General features: G+C 69.3%; 27 protein-coding genes. 16 read left to right on the top strand and 11 right to left on the bottom strand.

Annotation, left to right across the window (positions count from 1 at the left end; all coding sequences use genetic code 11):
* Position 1: 1 nt before the first annotated feature.
* Genes ACUDP5_RS10175 through ACUDP5_RS10195 form a run of 5 tightly spaced genes read right to left on the bottom strand, consistent with a single transcriptional unit; the run spans position 2 to position 2,614 of the window.
* On the bottom strand, positions 2 to 550 hold the full coding sequence (locus tag ACUDP5_RS10175; RefSeq protein ID WP_445658669.1) for a hypothetical protein: 549 nt from the start codon (positions 548 to 550) through the stop codon (positions 2 to 4).
* Positions 547 to 804, bottom strand: a complete 258-nt coding sequence (locus tag ACUDP5_RS10180; protein ID WP_263911644.1) for an acyl carrier protein — start codon at positions 802 to 804, stop codon at positions 547 to 549. Before ACUDP5_RS10180 ends, ACUDP5_RS10175 begins: the two co-directional genes overlap by 4 nt.
* 16 nt (positions 805 to 820) lie before the next feature.
* Entirely contained in the window at positions 821 to 1,081 is a 261-nt protein-coding gene (locus tag ACUDP5_RS10185; RefSeq protein ID WP_445658670.1) for a phosphopantetheine-binding protein, read from the bottom strand.
* A 43-nt stretch (positions 1,082 to 1,124) separates the two neighbouring features.
* Positions 1,125 to 2,003 carry a lysophospholipid acyltransferase family protein gene (locus ACUDP5_RS10190; RefSeq protein WP_445658671.1) on the bottom strand — a complete coding sequence of 293 codons (879 nt, stop codon included), beginning with the start codon at positions 2,001 to 2,003 and terminating at the stop codon, positions 1,125 to 1,127.
* Complete coding sequence (locus ACUDP5_RS10195) at positions 2,000 to 2,614, bottom strand: beta-ketoacyl synthase chain length factor (protein WP_445658672.1); 615 nt, start codon at positions 2,612 to 2,614, stop codon at positions 2,000 to 2,002. Before ACUDP5_RS10195 ends, ACUDP5_RS10190 begins: the two co-directional genes overlap by 4 nt.
* 233 nt (positions 2,615 to 2,847) lie before the next feature.
* On the opposite strand from ACUDP5_RS10195, the gene ACUDP5_RS10200 reads away from it, so the two are divergent.
* The 8 genes from ACUDP5_RS10200 (at position 2,848) to ACUDP5_RS10235 (ending at position 10,977) form a co-directional block, all read left to right on the top strand.
* Complete coding sequence (locus tag ACUDP5_RS10200) at positions 2,848 to 3,510, top strand: 4'-phosphopantetheinyl transferase family protein (RefSeq protein ID WP_445659144.1); 663 nt, start codon at positions 2,848 to 2,850, stop codon at positions 3,508 to 3,510.
* A gap of 110 nt (positions 3,511 to 3,620) precedes the next feature.
* A complete protein-coding gene (hmpA, locus tag ACUDP5_RS10205) occupies positions 3,621 to 4,838 on the top strand; it encodes an NO-inducible flavohemoprotein (RefSeq protein WP_263911648.1) in 1,218 nt (405 codons plus the stop codon).
* Between the two features lie 19 nt (positions 4,839 to 4,857).
* Positions 4,858 to 5,295, top strand: a complete 438-nt coding sequence (locus tag ACUDP5_RS10210; protein WP_263911649.1) for an Rrf2 family transcriptional regulator — start codon at positions 4,858 to 4,860, stop codon at positions 5,293 to 5,295.
* A gap of 109 nt (positions 5,296 to 5,404) precedes the next feature.
* Positions 5,405 to 6,652 (top strand): D-amino acid dehydrogenase, encoded by a 1,248-nt coding sequence (locus tag ACUDP5_RS10215; RefSeq protein ID WP_445658673.1) that lies wholly within the window; start codon positions 5,405 to 5,407, stop codon positions 6,650 to 6,652.
* Positions 6,653 to 6,875: 223 nt separating this feature from the next.
* Entirely contained in the window at positions 6,876 to 7,790 is a 915-nt protein-coding gene (locus tag ACUDP5_RS10220) for a DMT family transporter (RefSeq protein WP_445658674.1), read from the top strand.
* A 148-nt stretch (positions 7,791 to 7,938) separates the two neighbouring features.
* Complete coding sequence (locus ACUDP5_RS10225; protein ID WP_445658675.1) at positions 7,939 to 8,898, top strand: proline dehydrogenase family protein; 960 nt, start codon at positions 7,939 to 7,941, stop codon at positions 8,896 to 8,898.
* A gap of 118 nt (positions 8,899 to 9,016) precedes the next feature.
* The gene (locus tag ACUDP5_RS10230; RefSeq protein ID WP_445658676.1) at positions 9,017 to 9,859 is read left to right on the top strand and encodes an AraC family transcriptional regulator; all 843 of its coding nucleotides are present in this window, start codon (positions 9,017 to 9,019) and stop codon (positions 9,857 to 9,859) included.
* A 110-nt stretch (positions 9,860 to 9,969) separates the two neighbouring features.
* A complete protein-coding gene (locus ACUDP5_RS10235) occupies positions 9,970 to 10,977 on the top strand; it encodes an alpha/beta hydrolase family protein (RefSeq protein WP_445658677.1) in 1,008 nt (335 codons plus the stop codon).
* Here ACUDP5_RS10235 and ACUDP5_RS10240 read toward each other — a convergent pair.
* A complete protein-coding gene (locus ACUDP5_RS10240) occupies positions 10,886 to 11,545 on the bottom strand; it encodes a flavodoxin family protein (protein ID WP_445658678.1) in 660 nt (219 codons plus the stop codon). The genes ACUDP5_RS10235 and ACUDP5_RS10240 overlap by 92 nt on opposite strands.
* A 142-nt stretch (positions 11,546 to 11,687) precedes the next feature.
* On the opposite strand from ACUDP5_RS10240, the gene ACUDP5_RS10245 reads away from it, so the two are divergent.
* A complete protein-coding gene (locus tag ACUDP5_RS10245; RefSeq protein WP_445658679.1) occupies positions 11,688 to 12,581 on the top strand; it encodes a LysR substrate-binding domain-containing protein in 894 nt (297 codons plus the stop codon).
* 81 nt (positions 12,582 to 12,662) lie between these two features.
* Here ACUDP5_RS10245 and ACUDP5_RS10250 read toward each other — a convergent pair whose 3' ends face one another.
* Complete coding sequence (locus ACUDP5_RS10250) at positions 12,663 to 14,021, bottom strand: MFS transporter (protein ID WP_445658680.1); 1,359 nt, start codon at positions 14,019 to 14,021, stop codon at positions 12,663 to 12,665.
* A gap of 101 nt (positions 14,022 to 14,122) precedes the next feature.
* Here ACUDP5_RS10250 and ACUDP5_RS10255 point away from each other — a divergent pair, with 101 nt between their 5' ends.
* From ACUDP5_RS10255 to ACUDP5_RS10280, 6 genes are all read left to right on the top strand, one after another.
* Positions 14,123 to 15,082, top strand: a complete 960-nt coding sequence (locus tag ACUDP5_RS10255; RefSeq protein WP_445658681.1) for a LysR substrate-binding domain-containing protein — start codon at positions 14,123 to 14,125, stop codon at positions 15,080 to 15,082.
* A 51-nt stretch (positions 15,083 to 15,133) separates the two neighbouring features.
* Entirely contained in the window at positions 15,134 to 16,021 is an 888-nt protein-coding gene (locus ACUDP5_RS10260; RefSeq protein ID WP_445659145.1) for a LysR family transcriptional regulator, read from the top strand.
* Between the two features lie 41 nt (positions 16,022 to 16,062).
* A complete protein-coding gene (locus ACUDP5_RS10265; protein WP_445659146.1) occupies positions 16,063 to 16,185 on the top strand; it encodes a type II toxin-antitoxin system HicA family toxin in 123 nt (40 codons plus the stop codon).
* Positions 16,186 to 16,242: 57 nt separating this feature from the next.
* Positions 16,243 to 16,635 (top strand): type II toxin-antitoxin system HicB family antitoxin, encoded by a 393-nt coding sequence (locus ACUDP5_RS10270; protein WP_025135446.1) that lies wholly within the window; start codon positions 16,243 to 16,245, stop codon positions 16,633 to 16,635.
* Positions 16,636 to 16,828: 193 nt separating this feature from the next.
* A complete protein-coding gene (locus ACUDP5_RS10275) occupies positions 16,829 to 17,458 on the top strand; it encodes a glutathione S-transferase family protein (protein WP_263911666.1) in 630 nt (209 codons plus the stop codon).
* A 39-nt stretch (positions 17,459 to 17,497) separates the two neighbouring features.
* Positions 17,498 to 18,487: a pyridoxamine 5'-phosphate oxidase family protein gene (locus tag ACUDP5_RS10280; protein WP_445658682.1), complete on the top strand. Its 990-nt coding sequence runs from the start codon at positions 17,498 to 17,500 to the stop codon at positions 18,485 to 18,487.
* Positions 18,488 to 18,524: 37 nt separating this feature from the next.
* Here ACUDP5_RS10280 and ACUDP5_RS10285 read toward each other — a convergent pair whose 3' ends face one another.
* A complete protein-coding gene (locus tag ACUDP5_RS10285; RefSeq protein ID WP_445658683.1) occupies positions 18,525 to 18,974 on the bottom strand; it encodes a winged helix-turn-helix transcriptional regulator in 450 nt (149 codons plus the stop codon).
* Between the two features lie 150 nt (positions 18,975 to 19,124).
* On the opposite strand from ACUDP5_RS10285, the gene ACUDP5_RS10290 reads away from it, so the two are divergent.
* Complete coding sequence (locus tag ACUDP5_RS10290) at positions 19,125 to 20,354, top strand: MFS transporter (protein WP_263911670.1); 1,230 nt, start codon at positions 19,125 to 19,127, stop codon at positions 20,352 to 20,354.
* A 64-nt stretch (positions 20,355 to 20,418) separates the two neighbouring features.
* On the opposite strand, the gene ACUDP5_RS10295 is transcribed toward ACUDP5_RS10290, so the two are convergent.
* From ACUDP5_RS10295 to ACUDP5_RS10305, 3 genes are read right to left on the bottom strand one after another with little or no spacing between them, the layout of a single operon-like run.
* A complete protein-coding gene (locus ACUDP5_RS10295) occupies positions 20,419 to 21,159 on the bottom strand; it encodes an ABC transporter ATP-binding protein (RefSeq protein ID WP_445658684.1) in 741 nt (246 codons plus the stop codon).
* Complete coding sequence (locus ACUDP5_RS10300; protein ID WP_263911673.1) at positions 21,147 to 21,965, bottom strand: ABC transporter permease; 819 nt, start codon at positions 21,963 to 21,965, stop codon at positions 21,147 to 21,149. The genes ACUDP5_RS10295 and ACUDP5_RS10300 overlap by 13 nt, the downstream gene beginning before the upstream one ends.
* Complete coding sequence (locus tag ACUDP5_RS10305; RefSeq protein ID WP_263911675.1) at positions 21,962 to 22,975, bottom strand: ABC transporter substrate-binding protein; 1,014 nt, start codon at positions 22,973 to 22,975, stop codon at positions 21,962 to 21,964. The genes ACUDP5_RS10300 and ACUDP5_RS10305 overlap by 4 nt, the downstream gene beginning before the upstream one ends.
* Positions 22,976 to 22,998: the final 23 nt, after the last annotated feature.

Raw genomic sequence — 22,998 nt, forward strand, 5'->3', positions numbered from 1 at the left:
TTCAAGCCGCCTTTGCCGCGGCAGGCCGCAACAACCATTCGCCACCCAGCAGCAGGCCCATCAGGACATAGCTGATGGCGCCGTTGTAGGCGGTCCACCAGGCCCAGGGGCCCCAGGCGGCCAGGCCCGCGGCGATGGCGCCGTTGACGGCGAAAAAGCCGCACCAGACGCGCGTGACATTGCGTGTGTAGCGCACGCCGGCCTCGGGCAGGTCGGGGTGGCGCAGGCGCGCCAGGCGTTCGATCACCGGCCGGCCCTGGCGCAGGCTGGCGCCGAAGATGGCCAGCAGCATCGCATTGATCATTACGGGATACCAACGCAGCCAGTCTTGCGAATTCGATACCGCCAGCACCACGCAGAAGGCCACGGCGGCCAGCGGCAAGAGGCGTCCGCCGGGCGTGTCGGCGCCGGGCGTGAAGGCGCGTGCCAGCCATAGCAGCGCCAGCGGCAGCGCCAGCCAGGCCGCGTCGACCCGCCCCAGCGTCGCATGCACGACGAAGGGGTAGGCCAGGCCGGCCACGGCCAGGGCGGGCGCCAGGCCTCGCTTCATGCGGCGGCGTCCTGCTGTTTCTTGCAGATGGCCTGGACCACGTCTTCGACCGTGCGCACGCTGCGAAAGTCGTTGGCGTCGAGCTTGCGGCCCGTCTGGCGGCGCACGTGATCGATCAGGTCGATGGCGTCGATGCTGTCGATTTCCAGGTCGGTGTACAGGTTGGCTTCTGGCGTGATGCGCTCAGGTTCGATCTCGAACAGCTCGCAGAGCGCGTCGCGCAGCGTGTTGAAGATGTCATCGCGGGTTTGCATGGTCAACTCCAATGCCTTAGCTGCGACGCTGGGCCGCGACGAATTCGGCCAGGCTGGCAATACTGGCGAAGTGCTCGCGCATGTTGCGCGTTTCGGGGTCGATCGTGATGCCGTAGCGCTTTTGCAGCGCCAGGCCCAGTTCCAGGGCATCGACCGAGTCCAGACCCAGGCCGTCGCCGAACAGGCGGGCCTCGCGGTCGATGTCGGCCGGGGCGATGTCTTCCAGGCCCAGGGATTCAATGACGAGCGTCTTGAGCTCGTTTTCCAGTTGATTCATGCTGCTTGCACTCCACTTGCGGCGCGGTTGGCGTTTGTCGTTATCAGGCGTGTTCGTTGTCTGTCTTGGCGGCCGTGGCCGCGGGTCGCGTTGCGTCGGCCGGCCCCGCCGCGCCGACGGGCGCGTCGCGCGTCAGTTCGGCTTCGAAATAGGCGTGCAGGTGCTCGTTCATCTTGCGCCCGGCGATGGGCAGCGGGTGCGCATTCGACCATGTTGCCGGATCAATGTCTTCGCCCACCTGAATGACGTAGCGCATGCGGCATGGCGGGATGCGGTACCAGGGTTCGCCTTTGGTCAGGCTGCGGGGGTTCATGCGGATGACCACCGGCGTCACCACGCGTGCGCCGCGCAGCGCAATGGCGCAGGCGCCGCGGTGAAACTGCGGCAGGCGGTCGGGCGGCGTGCGGGTGCCTTCCGGAAAGACGATCAGGGTTTCACCGTTGCGCAAGACGTCGGCCGCGCGGTCGAACATGTCGAAGCTCTCATCGTTGGTGATGTACCCGGCGTTGCTGACGGGGCCGCGCGTGAACGGGTTGGTGGCCAGACCGTGCTTGACGATGCAGTTGGCGTTCTTGACGTGGCCCACCAGGAACACGACGTCGAGCAACGACGGGTGGTTGGCCAGGATCATCTGGCCGGGCTTGCCCAGGCGCTCGGCACCCTTGAATTCGACGGTCAGGATGCCCACCCGCACCATGAAGCGGATGAAGAAGCGAAACGTGCCGTTCAGCGCCCAGCGCGCGCGGCGCTGGCGGTCGGCGGCATTGCCGGGAATCAGGCGCTGCGGCGGGAACACCAGCAGGCGCAGCAGCACGCCGCCCACGCCGAACATCGTGAAGGCCATGCCCGTGGCGACCAGGCGCCACAGCCAGAAATCCTGGCGGGGGACGGCGGGCGCGGGAGGAAGGGGGGAAGGCGTCATGCCGAGCGGGTCCAGAGCCAGTGACGGGCGTGGTTGGCGTGTCGCCAGGCAGGGGTGTGCAATGCCAGGTGGCGCAGCAGGTTCAGCGTGTTGGGCCAGGGCTGCGGCGCGTCGGCGCCCGTCGGGGCGGATGAATCCGCCGCCACGGGTTCGAGCCGCCAATCGGATCCAGCGCGCAGGCGGAATGCCGCCGCGTACGAGAACGGCACGTCGTTGATCCATGGAGCATAAGGGGCCGGCGGCCGTTCTTCCGCGAGCACCACCAGCACCTCGGCGTGGCCGTCGGCCAGCAGCAACCCGGCTTCCAGGAAAGCGTGTTCCAACCCGTCGTCTTCGACCGAGAGGGCAACGGATTCGGGGGTTTCGCGGCGTATGATCGACCACTGTCCGGCAATGGCGTTGTGCACCGACAGCCCGAAGGCGGTGGGCGACAGCGGTTCGTTGGCGGCCAGCGCCTGCAGCAGGCCGAAATTGCGCGTGGTTTCGCCATGGTGCGAAGCGAAGACCAGCGGCATGGGGGCTTGGCCCTCGGCGACCGGCCAGGCGCACGCGAACACCGAGCGCGCCATCGGGGTCAGGCGACGGCGCTGCATCGGAGGCAGGAATTCCATGCGTGGCGGGCAGGTTTCGCCAACGGGACAATAAGGATGTTCAGCCCACTGCTTCCAGCTGCTCGCGTCGTCAAAGCCCGCTGTCCAACCCTGCCATTGCGCAATTGAGAAGGTCAGCATAAGCGCGCGATCTTACTATGATCGTAAATAGGTGAATTGTTTTTAGAAGTTACCAAGGCGCTTGTAACGACGCGTGTTTTACATTTTGAACTAGCATTTTGTTACTAAATAAAGTGGGAAATTTGGAACTTACCCTGTGGTGGGCTTGCCAAAGCGCGGCCGATGACTATCGGCCGCAAGCGTTGTCCCCCGAGGACGCCCGCCGCGCGCCGGCCATACGCTCCGCCAAGGCGCTGCTCGACTGGCGTGTCAGCCGCGCATTGCTGCAAAGCGTTCGGGCGGCCGGCGGCGCGAAGGCCTTGTCGCTCAGCCACAGCGGCGGCCATGCCCTGTGCGCGCAGGCCCCGGCCGACCGGGCCGTCGGCGCCGATCTTGAACGGATACGGCCGCGGGATCTCGATGCGCTGGCCGCCTGGGTATGCAGCGCTGCCGAACAGGCGTGGCTGCGCGACGCCGCCAACTTGCCCCGGCGGCAAATCGGGTTCTACCTGCTCTGGACCCTCAAAGAAGCCTTCATCAAAGCCGCCGGGCTGGATTTTCCGGCGGACATGGCCTCGGTCGGCCTGGCGCCGCTGCCCTCGGGCGAATGGACGTTGCGCCCGCCGGCCGGGCGGTGGCAGGCGGGGGGCTGGCAGCTTGGCGACGAGTGGGTGGCCGCCGCCGTGTGGCGCGCCAGCCCGGCCGACCCGCCCGCTCGTCTGCACTGGCGGGCGGCGGCGGGATGCGAACTGCCGGCGGTGCAGGTTCTGGGGCAATGGGAGGGCGGCGCGGACTGACAGGCCATCAGGGTTTTGCCCGTCGCACTTAAACATGTATTATTGATGCATCTTTAAAACCGGATGTCCGGCATTCCCGCCCGGGTCATCCGCAGCGCAAGGAGCAGTTGATGTTGAGCCCGCAGATCCGCGCCCTGGTCAAGGCCACGGCCCCCGTACTGAAGACCCACGGCGTGGCGTTGACCCGCCATTTCTATGCTCGCATGTTCGACGGCAATCCCGAACTCAAGCACGTCTTCAACCAGGGCCACCAGGCGGGCGGCGAACAGCAGCAGGCGCTGGCCGGGGCGGTGGCCGCCTACGCCGAGCACATCGACGATCCGTCGGTGCTGGCGCCGGTGGTGACGCGCATCGTCCACAAGCACGTCAGCCTGGGCATCCGGCCCGAGCACTACCCGATCGTGGGCCGCCACCTGCTGGCGTCCATCCGCGAGGTGCTGGGCGAGGCCGCCACCGACGAACTGGTGGAGGCCTGGGCTGCCGCCTACGGCCAGCTGGCCGACATGCTGATTGCCGAAGAGGCACGGCTGTACGCGGATTCGGCGGCCAAGCCGGGCGGCTGGACCGGCTGGCGCGCCTTCCGCGTGGTGGGCAAGCAGCCCGAAAGCACGGAGATCACCTCGTTCTACCTGGCGCCGGCCGACGGTGGCACGGTGCCCGACTACCGCCCCGGCCAATATGTGTCGGTGCGCATCTACGTGCCTGAATTGGGTCTGATGCAGCCGCGCCAATACAGCCTGTCGGACGCGCCGGGGCAGGGCCGCCTGCGCATTTCGGTCAAGCGCGAACCGGCGGGCGTGCAGACGCCTGCCGGCCGCGTATCCAACGCGCTGCACGACCGCCTGCAGGAAGGCGGCGTGCTGGACGTGGCGCCGCCGCAGGGGGATTTCCACCTGCGTGATGACACCGCCGCGCCGGTGGTGCTGGTCAGCGGCGGCGTGGGCCTGACGCCCATGGTGTCGATGCTGAACCACCTGGTGGCCACCGATGACCCGCGCCAGATCCGTTTCGTGCATGGCTGCCGCAATGGCGCGGCGCATGCCATGAAAGATCACGTCAACACCGTAGCGGCGGCGCGCGGCAATGTGCGCAAGGCGGTGTTCTACGAAGAGGTCGCCAGCGGCGACCAGCCGGGTCGTGATTACGACTACGCCGGCCGTGTCGACCTGCGCGCCATCCGCGACCAGGCCATCGTGCCGGATGCCGACTACTACCTGTGCGGCCCGGCCGGCTTCATGCGGGCCCAGCGCGAGACGCTGCTGGCGCTGGGGGTGGCGGCGGACCGGATCCACGCCGAGGCCTTCGGCAGCGGTGGCGCACCCACCTGACCGGTGTATCCTGGCGCCCATGCAACTGACCCGATTCACCGACTTCGGCTTGCGCGTGCTGATGTACCTGACGCAATGCCGCGACCGGCCCGCGGCGGTCACCATTCCGGAGATCGCCGCGCGCTTTGACGTGTCGCGCAACCATCTGGTCAAGGTGGTGCATTTCATGTCGCAGCGCGGCTGGGTCAGCACGTCGCGCGGCAAGGGGGGCGGCCTGGCGCTGGCGCATCCGCCCGCGCAATACCGGCTGGGCGACCTGGTGCGCGAACTGGAACAGCAGGGCCCTCTGATCGATTGTCGCGAGCCGCCCTGTGCGCTGGACGGCGCCTGCCGTCTGGCCGGCGTGCTGGCGCAGACGCTGCAGGCCTTCTACGACGCCCTCAACGCGTACACGCTGGCCGACCTGGTGCGCGACCCGACGGCCGCGGCCATCATCAGACTGCACCGGGCGGCCTAGGGCCGGGCCCATGAGCCGGGGTTATGGCCGCCCCGGTCCTGGTGATTTGCTACCAGTCGTCGCACCCGCCAGAATAGAAAGGTTGCCAATCTCTTATTTGGATGCAGGTATGCGCGTGTGCGTAATCGGGGCCGGCGTGGTGGGCGTGACGTCCGCCTATTTCCTGGCGCGCCAGGGGCATGATGTGGTGCTGGTGGACGCGCATGCGCACCCGGCCGAGGTGTCCAGCTACGCCAACGGCGGCCAGCTCAGCTACAGCTATGTGGCACCGCTGGCCGGCCCGGGGGTGCTGCCCAGCGTACCCGGCTGGCTGCTGCGCAACGATTCGCCCATGCGTTTCCGGCCCCGGCTGGACCCGCATCAATGGCGTTGGAGCCTGCAATTCGCGCTGGCCTGCCGCGCCTCGGTGGCGCGGCAGGCCACGGCCCAGCTGCTGGCGCTGTCGTATCTCAGCCGTGACGCCATGCACACCCTGCTGGGCCAGGAAGACCTGGAATTCGGCCACCTGAAGAATGGCAAGCTGATCGCCTACCGCAGCGCGGCCTTGCTGGACAAGGCGCGCGCGCTGGTGGCCTACCAGGCCGCCCATGGGTCCGATCAGCAGGTGCTGGACGCCGCCCAGACGCTGGCGCGTGAACCCGCGCTGGCCGGCATGGGAGCCAGCCTGGCCGGCGCCGTCTACACCCCCAGCGAGGAGGCGGGCGATTGCCGCCAGTTCACGCAGGCCCTGTTCGAGCGGTTGCAGGGCTTGCCCAACGTGCAATGTGCCATGTCCAACCCGGTGTCGGGCCTGCAACGCGAAGGCCGCCGCATCGTGGCCGTGCACACGCGCGACGGCGACATCGGCGCCGATGCGATCGTGCTGGCCACCGGGGTCGGCACGCGCACCTTGCTGCGGCCGCTGGGGCACGACGTGCCGCTGTATCCGCTGAAGGGCTACAGTTTGACCGTGCCGCTGGCCGACGACGACGCCGTGGCGCCGCGCATCAGCGTCACCGACTACGAACGCCGCATCGTCTACGCCCGGGTGGGCGGGGTGCTGCGGATCGCCGCAATGGTCGACATCGGCAGCGGCAATGCCGACATCGACCCGGCGCGCATCGCGCTGCTCAAGCGCCAGGTGGCCGAGGCCTTCCCGGCGCTGGACCTGAGCCAGGCCATTCCCTGGGCCGGCCTGCGCCCGGCCACGCCCACGGGCAAGCCGCTGATCGGCCGCAGCCCGGCCGCCGACAACCTGTGGCTCAATATCGGCCAGGGCGCGCTGGGTTTCACGCTGGCCTGCGGCAGCGCCGCGCTGCTGACGGCGCGCATGGCGGGGTTGCCGGCGCCGCTCGACGAGGCGATGTTCCGGCCTTGATCGGGGCAGGGCCCAGCACGCCCTGTCCGGCCCTGAACGGGGCGGGGCGCAATCACTGCCCGCGCCAAGGTGGCGGCAGGGCGCCCGGGAATGTCCATTTCCAGATAGTCCCTGCCTCTTCATCGGCAGACGGGCGTTCGGGCGCTCAATAGGATGGCGGATATCCGCGGGTGGGACACATGTGCCTGCCGCGGCCGATCCCCCTCCTGCGAGTGAAACCATCATGTCCTACCTGTTTCCATTGTTCGCCATCCTGTTCTGGGCGGGCAATGTCATCGTGTCCAAGATGGCCGCCAGCGCCATCTCGCCCACCGCCATCACCTTTTACCGGCTGATCCTGGCGCTGGCGATCATGGGCCTGTTCACGGCCGCGCCAGTCTGGCGCAACCGCAAGACCATCCTGCGCCACTGGCCCAAGCTGGCGCTGTACGGCGCGCTGTCGTCGGCCGTGTTCCAGGCCTTGTCGTACCGCGCCGCCGAAACCACCACCGCCACCAACATGGCCATCCTGACCGCGCTGATCCCGCTGCTCAGCATGCTGCTCAGCGTGGTGATCCTGCGCGACCCGCTGACGCTGGGCATGGCGGCCGGGGGCGCGCTGTCGTTCCTGGGGCTGCTGTACCTGGTGGGGCAGGGCGACATGCTCAGCGTGTTCCAGCACGGTATCCACGTGGGCGATGGCCTGATGCTGCTGGCGGCGTTTTCCTATGCGCTGTATGGCGTGCTGCTGCGCCACTGGAAGGTGCCGGTGCCGGCCTGGCAGTCCACCTTCGTGCAGTCGATCTTTGCGCTCCTGTACATGCTGCCGCTGTACCTGCGGGTGCCGGCGGCGCAGGCGGCGCTGGACATGAAGACGATTCCGCTGATCCTGTATGCCGGCATCTTCTCGTCGGTGCTGCTCTCGTTCCTGTGGATCGAAGGCGTGCACCGCCTGGGTCCCAACCGGTGCAGCATCTTCATCAACCTGTTGCCGCTGTTCACGGCGCTGGCGGCCTTCATGCTGCTGCGCGAGCAATTGCATGGCTACCACCTGCTTGGCGGCGCGGTGACGCTGGCCGGGGTGCTGCTGGCGCAGACCGTGCAGCGGCCGTTGTTCGGCCGCAGCCGGGCAGCGGGCTTGGCGGCCGGCAAGGCCTGATCTGAGCGGGGTGCGCCGTGCGTGGCCCCGGCAATCATGTTCGGGGGCGGGCCGGTGCCCCGTTTGCCCGCGAGGGCGCCGGATTCACTCCTGTTCAAGACAGGCCCGTGCGGCCCTTCCATAGTGGCGCTTTTCGTACGGAGCGCCTATGAGCCTTTTCCAGAAAACCGCCATCACGCTGGCGCGCAGCCCCGGCATCGGCCGGGCCATGCGCGGCCTGGCCGCGCGTACCTCGCTGGCGCGGCGTTTCGTTGGCGGCGCCGACGTGACGCAGGCGGTGCGCACCGCTGCGAGGCTGCGCGAGGCGCACGGTATCCGCGCGTCGCTGTTCTACCTGGGCGAATACGTGGCCGATCCCGACGCGATCGAGCACAACGTGCGCCAGGCCATCGAAGCGGCAACCGCCCTGGGCCAGGCGGGGCTGGACGTGCACGTATCCATCGACCCCACCGCCATCGGCTATATGCGCAGCGACGCGCTCGGCGCAGCCAATGCGCGCCGCATCGCCGACCGTGCGCGGCAGGCGGCGGGCGGCGGCCGCGATTGGGTCGTGCTGGATATGGAAGACTCGGCCATCCGCGACCGCACCTGCGCGCTGCATCGCACGCTGCTGGCGGCGGGCCTGCCCGCCGGCCTGACCTTGCAGGCGCGCCGCCGCCGCACCCCCGAAGACCTGGCGTGGGCGATCGGCCAGCGCACCTCGCTGCGGCTGGTGAAGGGCGCCTTTCCGGAACGCGCGCTGGACCATTCGGGGCGCGTCCGCATCGACCAGGCTTATCTGGACACCGCGTCCATCATGTTGTCGCCCGCCGCGCGCGAGGCGGGCTTCCTGCCGGTGTTCGGCACCCATGACGACCGCCTGGCCGGCGCCATCATGATGCTGGCCCGCGAGCGCGGCTGGGCGCCGGACGACTTTGAATTCGAGATGCTGTACGGGGTGCGGCCGGACTGGCAGCTGGCGCTGCGGCGGCTGGGCTATAACGTCAGGGTGTATTTGCCGTTCGGCGCCGACTGGTGGCCCTACGCCATTCGCCGCGTGGGGGAAAATCCCCGCAATGCGTGGCTGCTGGCGCGGTCGCTGGCATCGGACGCCGACTATTTCGGATAGCCGCCATCGCCGGTGCGGGCCGTTTGTCTTGACCGGTCCGGGCCGTGGACATGCCGGGTTTGCGTTCCCGCGTTCTCGTCGTGGCGGCATGTCCTGAATTTTTCCTGGCGGTTTTTCGATGGCGGTTTCCCAACATATCTGGCATTGCGGCGCGGGCCTGCCTGGCGACGTGCTCATCGCCGACCTGCGCGCCTACCGCTTCGAGGCCCACTTTCACGATGCCTGGTCCATCGGCGCCATCGCCCGGGGGCGCTGTACCTTTACCGTGCGCGGCCAGGGCTTCGAGGCAGGCGAGGGCGACCTGGTGGTGATCGCACCCGGCCAGGTGCATACCGGCGGCACGTCCGCGGGCCTGTTGGCGTACCGCATGGCGTATATCGATCCGGCCTGGTTTCAGGACCATGCGTGGGCGCTGCGCGAAACGGGGTTGACCTTGGCGGGGCCGGTCATCCGCGACGCGGCGCTGTGCGACCAGTGGCTGGCCGCGCTGGCCCCGGACGAGACCGGCGACGCCGCACGCCGCAGTGGCCTGTCGGCCGCGTTGTTCGCGCTGCTGGCGGCGCACGGGCAGCCGGCCAGCGAGGCGATGCAGGCGGGCAAGGCAACGGGTTCGGCCGAACCGGACGTCTGCGCGCTGCTGTTCGAGCGCATGCGGTCCGATCCGTCCTGCGCGCCCGACCTGGAGGCGCTGGCACAGGCCGAAGGCAAGCACCGCAGCACCCTGGTCAAGCAATTTGCCCGGCGCTACGGGCTGCCGCCGCAGGCGTGGCTGCGTAACTGGCGGGTGGCGCGCGCCCGCGCACTGTTGCGCAGCGGCTTGCCGCTGGCCCAGGCCGCGGCGGCCGTGGGCTTTGCCGACCAGGCCCACCTGACCCGAGTCTTCAAGCAGGTGTATGGCAGTCCGCCGGGGGCGATGAATCGGTCGGCCGCCCGTGCCGTGGCACGCAAGACATTCCTGTAAGTCATGCGATGAGCAACGAATAATTGGTTGAAGCGCGTTTTTTCAGCGGCTTTAATCGAGCTATTCGCAGGTTTTCGGTGCTTTATCGATTGATGAAAGGGAATGTGAAGATGGAAGCTCAACGCATCACCTTGCGCGCCGCGGACGGGGTGGCGCTGGGGGGCTTCGTGTGGCGCCACGAGGACGCCGCCGGAGCGACCGCCGCCCGACCGACCGCGGCCCGACCGACCGCCGCCCGACCGACCGCGGCCCGACGGACCGCCGCCCGACCCGTAGTCGTCATCAATGCGGCGACTTCGGTGCGCTGCCGCTACTACGCCCGCTTCGCCGCCTACCTGTACCAGCACGGCCTGGACGTCGTCACCTATGACTACCGCGGCATCGGCGAGTCGCGCCCCGACTCCCTGCGAGGCTTCCAGGCGTCGTGGATGGACTGGGGCGAGCGGGACTTCGAAGCAGTGCTGCGCTACGTGTCCACGCATTTTCCGGGCCAGCCGGTGGACGTGGTGGCACACAGCATCGGTGGTTTCGTCACGGGCCTGGCGCCGTCCGCGCAGGGGCTGCGGCGCATTTTCACCATGGGTGCGCAGTACGCCTACTGGCGCGACTACGCGGCGGGCCAGCGCCTGCGCATGCTGGCCAAATGGCACGTGGCCATGCCGCTGTTGGCCGCCTGCCTGGGTTACTTCCCGGGGCGCCGGCTGGGTTGGCTGGAGGACACGCCGCGCGGGGTGGTGCGGGACTGGAGCTTCATGGGCCCGCGCTTCGAGACACGCGGCGGACCGGCGGGTGCGCGCCGCGTGGCGGCGATGGCGGCGGTGACCGCGCCCATCCTGGCCCTGAGCGTGACCGACGACGAATTCGGCACCGAGGCCGCCATCGGCCGGCTGCTGGGCTATTTCACCGGCAGCGCCCGCACCCACCTGCGGCTGGCCCCTGCCTCGCTCGGGCTGGATGGTATCGGCCATTTCGCCTTCTTCCACGAGCGATTCCGCGACGCGCTCTGGCCCATCGCGCTGGGCTGGCTTACGCGCGGCGAGCGTCGGCTGGCGGGGGCGACGCCCATACGTTGTGACTGCGTGGCGTCTCTAGCCGGTAGTCCGAGTATTTCCGCGTGAAGAACTCGGCGCCCAGGGTCTCGGCAGCCTGCAGCGGGTGGCGCGGGTCCGCCGCGATCTCGCCGCGGCTGTTGCCGGCGCCGTGCACGTAGCCGACGAAGTCGGCGTGCGTGTAGCGGGAAAATTCCTGCAACTGGTGCACCACGCCCAGCACCGCGCCGGGGTAGGTCTCTTCCGACGCCACGGCCAGGCCCAGGCGCTTGCCGGCCATGGCGGCCTTGACCTGTTCGGGTTCCGGGCCGGTGCCGGCATAGTGCGTGAACGAGCGGTCAAAGAACGCCTTGGTCTGGGCCGACATGCCGTACCAATACAGCGGCGTGCAGAACAGCACGCCATCGGCGGGCAGGTAGTGTTCCAGGAACAGTTCCGCATAGCGGTCGTCGGGGGGCGGTGCGTGGCGCAGGTCCGTCAAAAAGCCCTTGATGTAGTCGTCCAGGAACAGCAGCGTGGCCGACGTGCCCGCCGCCAGCGCTCCGCGCTGGGCGGCGGCGGCCAGGGCCGCGCTGTTGCCGTCCCGGCGCGGGCTGCCGGCCAGGATCAATAGCTTCTTGGGGTGATTTGAATTCATGTTGAATACCTCGATGGCGGGAAAGGCCGGGATGCCGGTCTGGCTATCCCCTGGCGTACTGCCAATGTAGGCATGCGCCGGGCTCGCGACAAACGAGCATTTCTCGCCTAAGATGAATTGAATTCATCCATAAGGGCACCTCATGTTTGCCTCGTTGCCTGTCACGGCGCTGCGCGCGTTCGAAGCCGCCGCGCGGCTGCGCAGCTTCAAGCTGGCCGCGGCCGAGCTGTCTGTCACGCCCACGGCGGTGTCGCACCAGATCAAGGCGCTGGAGCGCCACGCCGGCGTGGCGCTGTTCGATCGCGTGCCGCAGGGCGTGCGCCTGACCGACAGCGGCGCACGCCTGTTCGCCAGCGCGCACGGCGCCTTGCTCGATATCGCGCAGACGCTCGATGCCCTGCGCCCGGCCAGCGCGGCGGGCGCGCTGACGCTGTCCACCACCCATTCGTTCGCGGCCCTGTGGCTGGTGCCGCGGCTGGGGCGTTTCTACCAGGCCTATCCGCAGTACCAGTTGCGCCTCTTGGCCCAGGCCGACACCATCGACCTGCTGCAGGATGCCAGCGTCGACGTGGCCATCCGCTACAGCAGCCGGCGCTATCCAGCGCTGCATGCGGCCTGCGCGCTGCAGGAACGCTTTGGCGTCTATGGCGCGCCGGCGGTGGTGGCGCAGGCGCAGCGCGCAGGCCGGGCCATGCCCGCGCTGGTCACCGTGCGCTGGCGCGATTCCGCGCTCTACGACGAAGGTTGGCAGCAATGGTGCGACGCGGCCGGACTGCCGGCCTGGCGCCAGCCGGCGGCGGTGCATGCTTATGCGGAAGAGCATTACGCCTTGCAGGCCGCCATTGCCGGGCAGGGGCTGGTGCTGGCCAGTTCGGTGATGGTGTCCGACAGCGTCAAGGCCGGCACGCTGGTGCCGCTGCGCCCGCAGGTCAGCGTGCCGGGGGCGGCCTACACCGCGCTGTGTGCGCCGGGGCGCGAACGGCATCCGCCGGTCAAGGCATTCCTGGCGTGGCTACGGCAGGAATTCAAGGCCTAGCCCCCGGGCGTGGCAACGGGGCCCGGGGGCCTGTGGGCCCAGCCCGCGGATCGGATGCCCGGGCCGCTGCGGCGCGGGGCATCAGGGGCGCGCCGTTCGCGGCAGCAGCGGCAGCGCCGTCAGCATCAAGCCGCCCGCCACCAGCCACGCCAGCGGCCAGGATGACGCGGCCACCAGATGCGGCAACGCCAGCGGCGTGAGGAACAGCCCCAGGTAGACGCACGTGTTCGCCAGCCCCAGCGCGGTGCCGGCGCGCTGCGCGCCGGCCAGCGTGGCCAGTTCGGTATAGGCCACGCCATGCCAGGCGGACACGCAGATGCCGGCCACCGCCAGCAGCACGGCCACGGCTGCCATCGGGAGCGGATCGCTGGCCACGTCCTGCAGGCGCCAAGCCACGCCGGCCAGCACCGCGAACAACGAGAAACCCAGCCAGACGCAACCGCGCAGATAGGCGGGGCGGTTGCCCCGGCGGTCGGTCCAGCGGCCGCTGGCGATGCGCGCCGCCATTGCGCCCACCTGCACGGCCACCATCACCGCGGTCAGGGTGGCGATGCCGGCGCCGCTGTAGTCGTGCAGGAACACGGTGGCGAACGTCAGCACGGCGAATTGCGGGCAGCACAGCAGGCCGATGGCCAGCGCGGCGCGCCAGACGCGCGCGTCGCGCAGCGGGCTGGGCGGGGCCGAGCGGGTTGGCGGCGTGGCCGCGGGCGTGCCGGGCATGGGTGGCGCGGCAGCCGACGCGGTGTGTGCGGGCATCGGCGCAGCGGCGGCGTGCGTGGGCGCCGCGGGGTGGGGCCGCATCCGATCCGGCTCGCGCAGCCACCCCAGGGTCAACAGCGCGGCGCCCGCGCACAGCGCGCCCAGCAGGCCGAACACCGCCGCAAAGCCAAGCTGCGAGGCCAGCCACGGCAACACCAGCGCGCCCAGCCCACCGCCCAGCGGCACGGCAGTCTGGCGGATGCTCATGGCCAGGCCGCGCTCGCCTTCGTCGAACCATGCCATCACCGCGCGGCCGCTGGCGCCGTTGACGCTGCCGCCCATCACCCCTACCAGCAGCAGGCCCACCGCCAGCAGCCACAGGGTGGGCACGGCGCCATGCGTGGGCGCGGCGTACAGGCTCATCCAGGCCAGCGCCGCCGCGGTGGCGCCCAGGCCGCCCAGCAGCACGGGCCGGTCGCCCCAGCGGTCGGCCAGCATGCCCCACGGCAGTTCGAACAGCGCCACGCCCAGGCCCATCAGGCCCAGCGCCAGGCCCAGCTGGTCGTTGTCCAGGCGGTAGCCCGAGCGCATGAAAACGGCGGTGGCGGGCAAGCCGGCGGCGGCAGCCGAAAACGCCGCATTGGCGGCAACGCCCACGGTCAGCACCTTCCAACGGTGGGCAGGACGAGGGGGGGACAGGGCCGGCCGCGAGGCCGGGGCGGATAGCGTAGACAAGGACATGGCACGTTCCAGGCAGGATTGACGCGTCTGAGTCTGCGCTCGTAAGATGGTTCTGAAAATCAGGAAATTTTCAACTAAAGGTTTTGAAAAACAGGACAATCATGCGATCGGTCACTTTTGACCTGGACGTGTTGCGCAGCTTCGTGGCCGGCGTCGAACTGGGCAGCTTCGGCCGCGCGGCCGACCGGCTCGGTCGATCCACGTCCGCCGTCAGCGCGCAGTTGAAAAAGCTGGAAGACCAGGCCGGCGTGCCACTGCTGCGCAAGGCCGGCCGCGGCCTGGCACTGACCGACGCCGGCGAGACCATGCTGGCTTACGCACGCCGGCTGCTCGAACTGAACGACCAGGCCGCCGTTGCCGTGCGTGGCGCGCAGTTGCAGGGCCGGGTGCGCCTGGGCCTGCAAGAAGACTTCGGCGAAATCCTGCTGCCCCAGGTGCTGGGCCAGTTCGCGCGCGCGCACCCTCAGGTCCGCATCGAAGCGCGCGTGGCGCGCAACGCCGACCTGCTTGAACGCATCGCCGCGGGCGAGCTGGACCTGGCGCTGGCGTGGGACGTCGATGCCGCGCAGCCGCACGCCACGCGTCTGGCGGAGCTGCCCATGTGCTGGATCGGGCCCGTCGCGCCGGACCAGGCCTGGGCGGGGGCGGGCAACGCCTTGCCGCTGGTGGCCTTTGAAGCGCCGTGCCTCTTTCGCAGCCGCGCCACCGATGCGCTGGACCGCGCCGGCATCGCCTGGACGTCGGCGTTCATCAGCCCCAGCCTGGCGGGCCTGTGGGCGGCGGTCAGCGCGGGCCTGGGCCTGATGGTGCGTACGCCGCTGGGCCTGCCCGCCGGCCTGCGCGTGCTGGCGTCGGGCGAACGGGGCCTGCCGCCATTGCCCAGCCTGACGCTGTCGCTGTATGGCGCGCAACGCCAGCCCGGTCCCGTTGCCGCCGCCCTGGCCGACATCGTGCGGCAATGCGTGCGCGACAGCGTGGCCGCCTTGCCCGCGACGCCGGGCCTGCCCGCCGGCAACGCCCATGCCCGGCCTGCCGCGTCGCAGCGGCCCGTCGCGGCCTGACCGGCCGCAATCCCACTAAGGAGGCACGACGCCTTGAACCGGTTCCATGAAATGAGCGTGTTCCTGGCGGTGGCCGAAGCCCAGAGCTTTGCCGCCGCCGCTCGCCGCCTGGCCATGTCGGCCCCCGCCGTCACGCGCAGCGTTTCCGCGCTGGAGCGCCGGCTGGGCGCGCTGCTGCTGGTGCGCACCACCCGCAGCCTGCGCCTGACCGAAGCCGGCGAGCGCTACGCCCAGGACTGCCGCCGCATTCTCGAAGACGTCGAGCAGGCCGATGACGCCGCCGCCGGCGCCATGGCCGCGCCGCGCGGGTCGTTGCACATCACCGCGCCGTCGCTGTTTGGCGAACTGCACGTCATGCCCGCGGTGCTGGGCTACCTGCGAGACCATCGCGAGGTCTCGGTGCGCGCCTTGCTGGTGGACCGCGTGGTGAACCTGATGGACGAAGGCGTGGACGTGGCCGTGCGCATCGGCGCGCTGCCCGATTCGTCGCTGACCGCCATCGCCGTGGGCCACGTGCGGCGCGTGGTGTGCGCCTCGCCCGCCTTCCTGCAGCGTTTCGGCACGCCGGACACGCCCGACGCGCTGGCACAGTTCTGCACCATCACGGCGGCCATGGAAGGCCGCGGACCGCAATGGCGCTTCCAGCAGGACGGCCAGCCGCGCCGCCTGCCGATGGCTTCGCAACTGACGGTCACCTCGTTCCAGGGGGCCATCAAGGCAGCCTGCGAAGACTGGGGCCTGACCCAGGTGGTGTCGTATCAGGTGGCCCGCCACCTGGCCAGCGGCGCGCTGCAAGTGGTGCTGCGCGATTACGAACTGCCGCCGATACCCGTCCACGTCGTCTACCCCGAAGGCCGCAAAAGCTCGGCCAAGGTCCGCAGCTTCGTCGATTTCTGCGTCGACGCGTTGCGGCGAGACCTGGCGGCGCTGCCGGGGTGAACGTGCGGCAGGTCTGTCGGTCCAGGAGGTCATTTCCGGTGGTGTGTACTAATCACATCTATTACCACCCGGACCGCCCCGGACACCTGGTTGTCCCCCACCCCAAAAAGGAGCTAGGTAAAGGCCTCGTGCACCAGATACTGACAAAAGCAGGTTTGAAATAGAGAGCAGGCCCTGGGCTGCAAGCCGGGGCCTCTCGACGTACAAGAAGGAATACCGTAATGAAATACCCCATCGCAATCGAACCCGGAAGCGATGCTCAGAGCTGGAGCGTAGTGGTTCCTGATCTCCCCGGTTGCTATTCAGCGGCGGATGACGGGATCGATCAGGCAATTGATAACGCCAAAGAGGCCATAGAGCTTTGGATTGAGGCCGCCATTGATTCTGGCGAGACAGTTCCCGCACCCACCAGCATTGCGACCCATCAAAGTGATCCGGCATTCAAGGGCTGGGTCTGGGCAATTGTCGATGTGGATCCCGCCGTCATGGATGAGTCCGTCGAGCGCGTGAATATCACTTTGCCTCGGCGCATTCTGAAACGCCTGGATGATCGAGCACGAGCGGCTGGAGAAAGCAGAAGCGGCTTCATCGCCCATATGGCATTGATTTGTTGAAAGCACAGTCTGTGGACTCTGCTGCCGCGCCTTGTCGGATTGCAGACAAGGCGCGCTTCAGCGCCGCAAGTGCGCAGTGGCACAGGGCCGAATATCGCTTTTTTTCGCAATAGTGTCTTGCGCCCGCTGGCGGTTCCCTGGCGGGCCGGGCCGGTTCAAGATGGAACCCTGTTTCCATTCTTGAGATTGCGCCATGTCCTCCGCTTCCCTGACGTTCTACAGCTTTCCCCTGTCCGGCCACGCCCACCGCGTTGCGCTGATGCTGTCCCTGTTGCAGGTGCCGCATCGCGTGGTCGAGGTCGACCTGCGCCGCGGCGCGCAGAAGCAGCCTGACTTCCTGACGCTGAACGCGTTTGGCCAGGTGCCGGTCATCGACGACAACGGCGTGGTGGTGGCGGATTCGACCGCCATCCTGGTGTATCTGTGCAAGCGCTACAACGGCCAGGCCTGGCTGCCCGAAGACGCCGTGGGCGCGGCCGCGGTGCAGCGCTGGCTGTCGGCGGCGTCCGGTCCGTTGGCCGGCGGACCGGCTGCGGCGCGGCTGGTCACCGTGTTCGGCGCGCCGTACGACGTGCCCGCCACGCTGGCGCGGGCCCACGCGCTGCTGGCCGTGATGGAACATGAATTGGCCGCCACCGGCTACCTGGCGGGCGCCGCGCCCACCATTGCCGATGTGGCCTGCTATGCCTATGTGGCGCATGCACCCGAAGGCAATGTGTCGCTGGCGGCGTATCCGCAGGTGCGCGCGTGGCTGGCACGGATCGAGGCCTTGCCGGGTTTCGTGCCGATGGTGACCACGCCCGTCGGGCTGCTGGCAGCCTGATGCCGCGGCCAAGCGCCTGATACCGCCAAGGAGCCCACCATGACCGCCAACGCCAACGCCACCGTCACAGACCCGGCCCCCGCCGCGCCCTGGCATGCCGGCGAACGCCATTTGCAGGCCCACATCGGCATGGCCGAGCGCATGGCGCAGGTCGGCGCCAAGGTGATTCGCGACTACATGCCCGACCAGCACCGGACCTTCTTCGAGCAGTTGCCCTTCGTGGTGGCCGGCGCGGTCGACGCGCAGGGCGATCCGTGGGCGGGCGTGCTGGAGGGCGAGCCGGGCTTTCTGCGTTCGCCGGACCCGACGACGCTGCGCGTGGCGGCTGTGCCCGACGCCGATGATCCGCTGTCCGCGGGGCTGGGGGCAGCGCAGGCCATCGCCTTGCTGGGCATCGAGCTGCACTCGCGCCGCCGCAACCGCATGAACGGACAGATCAGTGCCTGGGACGGCAAGCGCTTCGATATCTCGGTGGGCGAGTCTTTCGGCAACTGCCCTCAATACATCCAGGCGCGCGAATTCTTTTTCTCGCGTTCGCCCGCGCTGCGCTTTCCCGGCGCGGGGCATGAGCGTGCCGCGTTGAACGAGGCCGACCGCGCGCTCATCGCGCAAGCCGACACCCTGTTCGTGACCAGCTACGCCGACACCGACGACGCCAGACGCCGGGTCGATGTGTCCCATCGCGGCGGCAAGCCGGGCTTTGTGCGGGTCGATGGCAATACGCTGACGATTCCGGATTTCTCCGGCAACCGCTTCTTCAATACGCTGGGCAACCTGGTGATCAATCCGCGCGCCGGCCTGCTGTTCATCGACTTCGAGCGCGGCGACGTGCTGCAGCTGTCGGGCCGCGCCGAGGTGGTGCTGGACAGCCCGGAGATCGCTGCCTTCGAAGGCGCGGAGCGCCTGTGGCGGGTGCATGTGCAGCGAGTGCGCGCGCGCCCCGGGGCGTTGGCCTTGCGCTGGCGTTTCAACAGCTATTCGCCGACCGCCCTGGCGACGGGGCATTGGCCGGGCGCGGTAGCGGCGTAGCCAGGCAGGTATCGAGCCGGCATCGTGCCCGGAAGAATCAGCCGTCGACCTTCTGCACCACCGTGTCGTCCGGCCCCAGCAAGCGGCCGTCCTGCGCGCGGATTTCCAGCCGCTTGACGGGCTGGCCGCGCTTGCGATCGATCAGCTGGGAATGGGCTTCGGCGGGGCCGTAGTAATGGTCTTCGCCCCATTGGCGCAGGCCGACGATGACGGGAAACAGCGCCTGGCCTTTTTCCGTCAGCACGTATTCCTGGTAGGCGCTGCCGTCCGAGGCCGGCACCGTGGCCAGGATGCCGTGGGCGGCCAGCGTGCGCAGGCGGTCGCTGAGGATGTTCTTGGCCACGCCCAGGCTTTTCTGGAATTCGCCAAAGCGCCGCAAGCCGTCGAACGCGTCGCGCACGATCAGCAGCGACCACCAGTCGCCAATGGCGTCGAGCGAGCGCGCCACCGGGCAGGCAGCGCCTTCAAGGCTGGTGCGTTTGACCATGTCGTGCGGACCTTTGCCGGGCGATGCGGCATCAGGGAAGGGCGTGCCGCCTTCCGGTTGGACGTCAATGTGAATCGCGAATTTGTAGTTGCATTATAAAACCTTAAGGCCTAGCATTCTAGTTTTGTTATGAAACCAAAAGAGGCAAGCATGCCAGAACGATCCGACCCCGCGCCCGCCGCCCGCCTGCCCACCGCCCTGGTGTTGCTCCTGGCGGTGGCCTGTGCCCTGAGCGTGGCCAACGTGTATTACGCCCAGCCCTTGCTGGACGCCATGGGCCGTGAATTCGGCCTGGACGAGGGGGCGGTGGGCATCGTGGTCACCGCCACGCAGGTCGGCTGCGCGCTCGCGCTGTTGCTGGTGGTGCCGTTGGGCGATCTGCTGGACCGCCGCCGGCTGATGCTCGGGCAACTGGGGCTGCTGGTGCTGGCGTTGACGGCCGTGGCCGGGGCGACGAATTCGCCCTGGCTGCTGGCCGGCATGCTGGCGCTGGGCTTGTTGGGCACGGCCATGACGCAGGGCCTGTTGGCACTGTCGGCCGCCCTGGCCGCGCCTGCCGAGCGTGGCCGGGTGGTGGGGGCGGCGCAGGGGGGCGTGGTGATCGGCCTGCTGCTGGCCCGCACGCTGGCCGGCGCCGTTGCCGATCTGTGGGGGTGGCGCGCCGTGTACCTGGTGTCCGCCGTGCTGGCCGCCGCCTTGGCGCTGGTGCTGGCGCGCTGGCTGCCACGCCGCGAATTGCCGGCGGCCGGTCTGGGCTACGGGGCGCTGCTGCGATCGCTGTTCACGCTGCTGGCCACCGAGCGCGTATTGCAGGTACGCGGTGTGATCGCGTTGCTGATGTTCGCAAGCTTCAGCGCGTTCTGGACCGCGCTGGTGCTGCCCCTGAGCGCACCGCCGCATTCCCTGACCCACACCGCCGTGGGCGCATTCGGACTGGTGGGCGTGGCCGGCGTGCTGGTGGCGGCGCGCGCCGGGCGCCTGGCGGACCGTGGCCTGGGCCAGCGCACCACCGGGGCGGGGCTGGCACTGCTGTGCCTGGCCTGGATCCCCATTGCGTTCCTGGACCAGAGCCTGTGGGCGCTGGCGCTGGGTGTGCTGCTGCTGGACATCGCCGCGCAGGCCTTGCACGTCACCAACCAGACCATGATCTTCAGCATCGGCGCGCAGGCGCACAGCCGGCTGGTGGGCGGCTACATGATGTTCTATGCGGTGGGCAGCGGCCTGGGGTCGATCGCGTCGACCGCCGTCTACGCGCGGGCGGGCTGGCTGGGCGTATGCGTGCTGGGCGCGGGCCTGGGCCTGGTGGCCGCCGTGTTCTGGGCCGTGACCTTGCCGCGCAAGGCGCCGTTGAAGGCGGCCTGCGCGACACAGCAGGGGTGACGCATACGGGGGCGCCTGCGCGGTGCGGATCAGCGACCGGTGGCGCCCACCGGGGCGCCGCGGTTCAGTGATGTTCCAGCGTATGCGCGATGGCGGCGACCTGCCGCGCAAACGCCGGATCGGCGCGGTCGCGCGGGCGGGGCAGGTCGATGTCGTAGTGGCCTGCGATGTTGGCCGGGCGGCCGCCCAGCACCACCACCTTGTCCGCCAGGAACACGGCTTCCTCGATGTCGTGGGTCACGAACAGCACCGCCGCCCCCGACGCCTGCCACACCCGGATCAGCTCTTGCTGCAGGTTGCGGCGGGTGATCGCGTCGACGGCGCTGAAGGGCTCGTCCATCAGCAGCAGGTCGGGCTTGACCGCCAGCGCCCGGGCAATGCCCACGCGCTGGGCCTGGCCACCGGACAACTGGTGCGGCCAGCGGCGGCCATAGTCGCCCAGGCCGGTCAGTTGCAGCGCCGCGTCGATGCGGCGTTGGCGTTCCGCGCGATCCAGGCCCAGGCCCTCCAGCCCGTAGCCGACATTGCTGCCGACGGTGCGCCACGGCAGCAGGCGGCTGTCCTGGAACACCACCGCGCGGCTGCGCCGTCCGGGCCGCGTCGGCGCCTGAAAGCGCACTTCGCCCGAAGCCGGTTCGGCCAGCCCGGCCGCGGCGCGCAGCAGCGTCGATTTGCCCACGCCCGATCCGCCCACCACCGCCACGAAACTGCCCGCCTCGATATCCAGCGACAGGCCCTGGATGACGGGCGCGGCGGCGCCGGGATGCTGGTAGGACAGCTTGGAAAACGCGATCACGGACGCCATTGCAGCACCTTGCCTTCGACGGCGGAAAACGCCAGGTCGCAGATCGTGTAGACCAGCGAGATGATCAGCATGTACACCACCACCGCGTCGTAGGCGCCCACGCCGGCGGCGGCGTTCATTTCCTGGCCCATGCCGGGCACGCCCAGCAACTCGGCGGCGATCAGCGTCATCCAGGCCTGGCCGATGCCCGTGCGCACGCCCGACAGCGCGCCGGGGGCGATGGCGGGCAGCGTCACGGTCAGTGCGCGCGCCAGGTAACCGCCGTGGCCGAAGGCGCGCGCCAGTTCGTAAAAACGCGGGTCCACATTGCGCACCGCGCTGTAGGTCGCGAAGTAGTTCACCCAGAACACGCCGATGGCGATGACGAATGCCGCGCCGGCATGGCTGACCTTGAACCAGGCGATGGCGAACACCACCCAGGCCAGCGGCGGAATCGGCCGCAGGATGCGCGCCAGGTAGGCCTGCATCAGATCAAAGCGCGGCAGCGTGGCCGCGGCCAGGCCGACGGCAAAGCCCAGCGCCGTGCCCGCCGCCAGGCCCCAGAAATAATGCACCAGGCTCGACCCGATGGCGGGCAGCAGCCGGCCCGACTGCCATTCCTGCATCAGTGTCGCGGGCAGCGCGAACGGGTCGGGCAGGGTGCCCGGGGGCGCCCACTGCCAGATCAGCGCGGCCTTCCAGATGCCGATGAAGATCGCCAGCCCTGCAATGCCGTAGGCGGCGCGGCGGGCGGCGGCGTGCCAGGGCGGCGCTTCGGCGCGCGTGCGCGCGGCCGGGGCGGCATAGGCCTGGGCGGTCTGGCTCATGGCTTGGCGGCCTTGTCGAAGAAGCGCGTGTCGAACAGCTGCTTCACGTCCACCGGCGGTGCCTCGACCGTGCCCAGGCTGGCCTGGAAGGTCTGCAGCTCGGCCGTGGCGTCGACGATGGCGTGCGGGTCCGCCACGAACTGGTCGTGCGAACTGCGTATGGCTTTTTCCACCAGGGCGCGGTCCAGGCGGCCGCCGCCCACGTACTTCTGCACGTGGCCCGCGGCGCGCGCCGGGTCGTTCTTGAGCAGGGCCGTGGCGGACAACTGGGCGTTGACCAGTTGCTGCACCACCTCGGGGTGGTCGGCGATCAGCTTGTCGCGCACCAGCAGCACGGCGCCGGGCTGGTTCGGAAACAGCTGCGAGCCGCGCGCCACCACGCGCGAATCCGGCGCACGCGTCAGCACCGTGGTCACGGTGGGCTCCAGGATGGCCGCGCCGTCGATGGCGCCGGTCAAGAGCGATTGCTGGATCTGCGCTTCGCCCTGGTAGATCAGTTCCAGGCTGGCCGGGTCGGCCTTGATCTGCTTGCGCAGCCAGTATTGCAGCGCGGCTTCGGGCACCGCGCCCTTGGGGTAGCTGGCGATCACGGGCTTTCTGCCCTTGTCCTTGGCAAAGCGCGCAAACGCGGTGGCCGGGTCGCCCGACGCGAAATACGGCGCCAGCGCGCCCAGCGCCACCACGTTCACCTGCTCCACGATATTGGAGGCCACCACCTTGATGCCGGCGCCCTTGGCGCTGGCCACCAGCGCCGGGCCGATGCCGACGTAGGCCACGTCCAGCTGGCCGGCCAAAAGCGCCTGCGTCAGCGCGGGGCCGCTCTGGAACTGCACCAGCTTGGGGGCGGGGGCGCCCTGGGCCTGCAAGGTGCCTTCTTCCAGCGCCACGAACAACTGCGCGTCCGGCAGGATCGGCAGGTAGCCGATTTCCAGCGCGGGCGGGGCGGCATGGGCAGGGGCCACGGCGAAAGCAGTGGCAATGAGGGCGGCGGAAAACAGCTTGCGAAGCATGGGGAAGGGTCCTGTACTACGCC

It is taken from the genome of Achromobacter sp. NCFB-sbj8-Ac1-l, from assembly GCF_052695805.1.

Coding starts and splice junctions, on each gene's coding strand:
- ACUDP5_RS10225 (WP_445658675.1), top strand. CDS start 7,939: ATGAGCCTTTTCCAGAAAACCGCCATCACGCTGGCGCGCAGCCCCGGC.
- ACUDP5_RS10280 (WP_445658682.1), top strand. CDS start 17,498: ATGACCGCCAACGCCAACGCCACCGTCACAGACCCGGCCCCCGCCGCG.
- ACUDP5_RS10245 (WP_445658679.1), top strand. CDS start 11,688: ATGTTTGCCTCGTTGCCTGTCACGGCGCTGCGCGCGTTCGAAGCCGCC.
- ACUDP5_RS10270 (WP_025135446.1), top strand. CDS start 16,243: ATGAAATACCCCATCGCAATCGAACCCGGAAGCGATGCTCAGAGCTGG.
- ACUDP5_RS10300 (WP_263911673.1), bottom strand. CDS start 21,965: ATGAGCCAGACCGCCCAGGCCTATGCCGCCCCGGCCGCGCGCACGCGC.
- ACUDP5_RS10250 (WP_445658680.1), bottom strand. CDS start 14,021: ATGTCCTTGTCTACGCTATCCGCCCCGGCCTCGCGGCCGGCCCTGTCC.
- ACUDP5_RS10240 (WP_445658678.1), bottom strand. CDS start 11,545: ATGAATTCAAATCACCCCAAGAAGCTATTGATCCTGGCCGGCAGCCCG.
- ACUDP5_RS10185 (WP_445658670.1), bottom strand. CDS start 1,081: ATGAATCAACTGGAAAACGAGCTCAAGACGCTCGTCATTGAATCCCTG.
- ACUDP5_RS10220 (WP_445658674.1), top strand. CDS start 6,876: ATGTCCTACCTGTTTCCATTGTTCGCCATCCTGTTCTGGGCGGGCAAT.
- ACUDP5_RS10210 (WP_263911649.1), top strand. CDS start 4,858: ATGCAACTGACCCGATTCACCGACTTCGGCTTGCGCGTGCTGATGTAC.
- ACUDP5_RS10190 (WP_445658671.1), bottom strand. CDS start 2,003: ATGACGCCTTCCCCCCTTCCTCCCGCGCCCGCCGTCCCCCGCCAGGAT.
- ACUDP5_RS10295 (WP_445658684.1), bottom strand. CDS start 21,159: ATGGCGTCCGTGATCGCGTTTTCCAAGCTGTCCTACCAGCATCCCGGC.
- ACUDP5_RS10180 (WP_263911644.1), bottom strand. CDS start 804: ATGCAAACCCGCGATGACATCTTCAACACGCTGCGCGACGCGCTCTGC.
- ACUDP5_RS10235 (WP_445658677.1), top strand. CDS start 9,970: ATGGAAGCTCAACGCATCACCTTGCGCGCCGCGGACGGGGTGGCGCTG.
- ACUDP5_RS10275 (WP_263911666.1), top strand. CDS start 16,829: ATGTCCTCCGCTTCCCTGACGTTCTACAGCTTTCCCCTGTCCGGCCAC.
- ACUDP5_RS10290 (WP_263911670.1), top strand. CDS start 19,125: ATGCCAGAACGATCCGACCCCGCGCCCGCCGCCCGCCTGCCCACCGCC.
- ACUDP5_RS10195 (WP_445658672.1), bottom strand. CDS start 2,614: ATGGAATTCCTGCCTCCGATGCAGCGCCGTCGCCTGACCCCGATGGCG.
- ACUDP5_RS10230 (WP_445658676.1), top strand. CDS start 9,017: ATGGCGGTTTCCCAACATATCTGGCATTGCGGCGCGGGCCTGCCTGGC.
- ACUDP5_RS10305 (WP_263911675.1), bottom strand. CDS start 22,975: ATGCTTCGCAAGCTGTTTTCCGCCGCCCTCATTGCCACTGCTTTCGCC.
- ACUDP5_RS10260 (WP_445659145.1), top strand. CDS start 15,134: ATGAGCGTGTTCCTGGCGGTGGCCGAAGCCCAGAGCTTTGCCGCCGCC.
- hmpA (WP_263911648.1), top strand. CDS start 3,621: ATGTTGAGCCCGCAGATCCGCGCCCTGGTCAAGGCCACGGCCCCCGTA.
- ACUDP5_RS10215 (WP_445658673.1), top strand. CDS start 5,405: ATGCGCGTGTGCGTAATCGGGGCCGGCGTGGTGGGCGTGACGTCCGCC.
- ACUDP5_RS10175 (WP_445658669.1), bottom strand. CDS start 550: ATGAAGCGAGGCCTGGCGCCCGCCCTGGCCGTGGCCGGCCTGGCCTAC.
- ACUDP5_RS10255 (WP_445658681.1), top strand. CDS start 14,123: ATGCGATCGGTCACTTTTGACCTGGACGTGTTGCGCAGCTTCGTGGCC.
- ACUDP5_RS10285 (WP_445658683.1), bottom strand. CDS start 18,974: ATGGTCAAACGCACCAGCCTTGAAGGCGCTGCCTGCCCGGTGGCGCGC.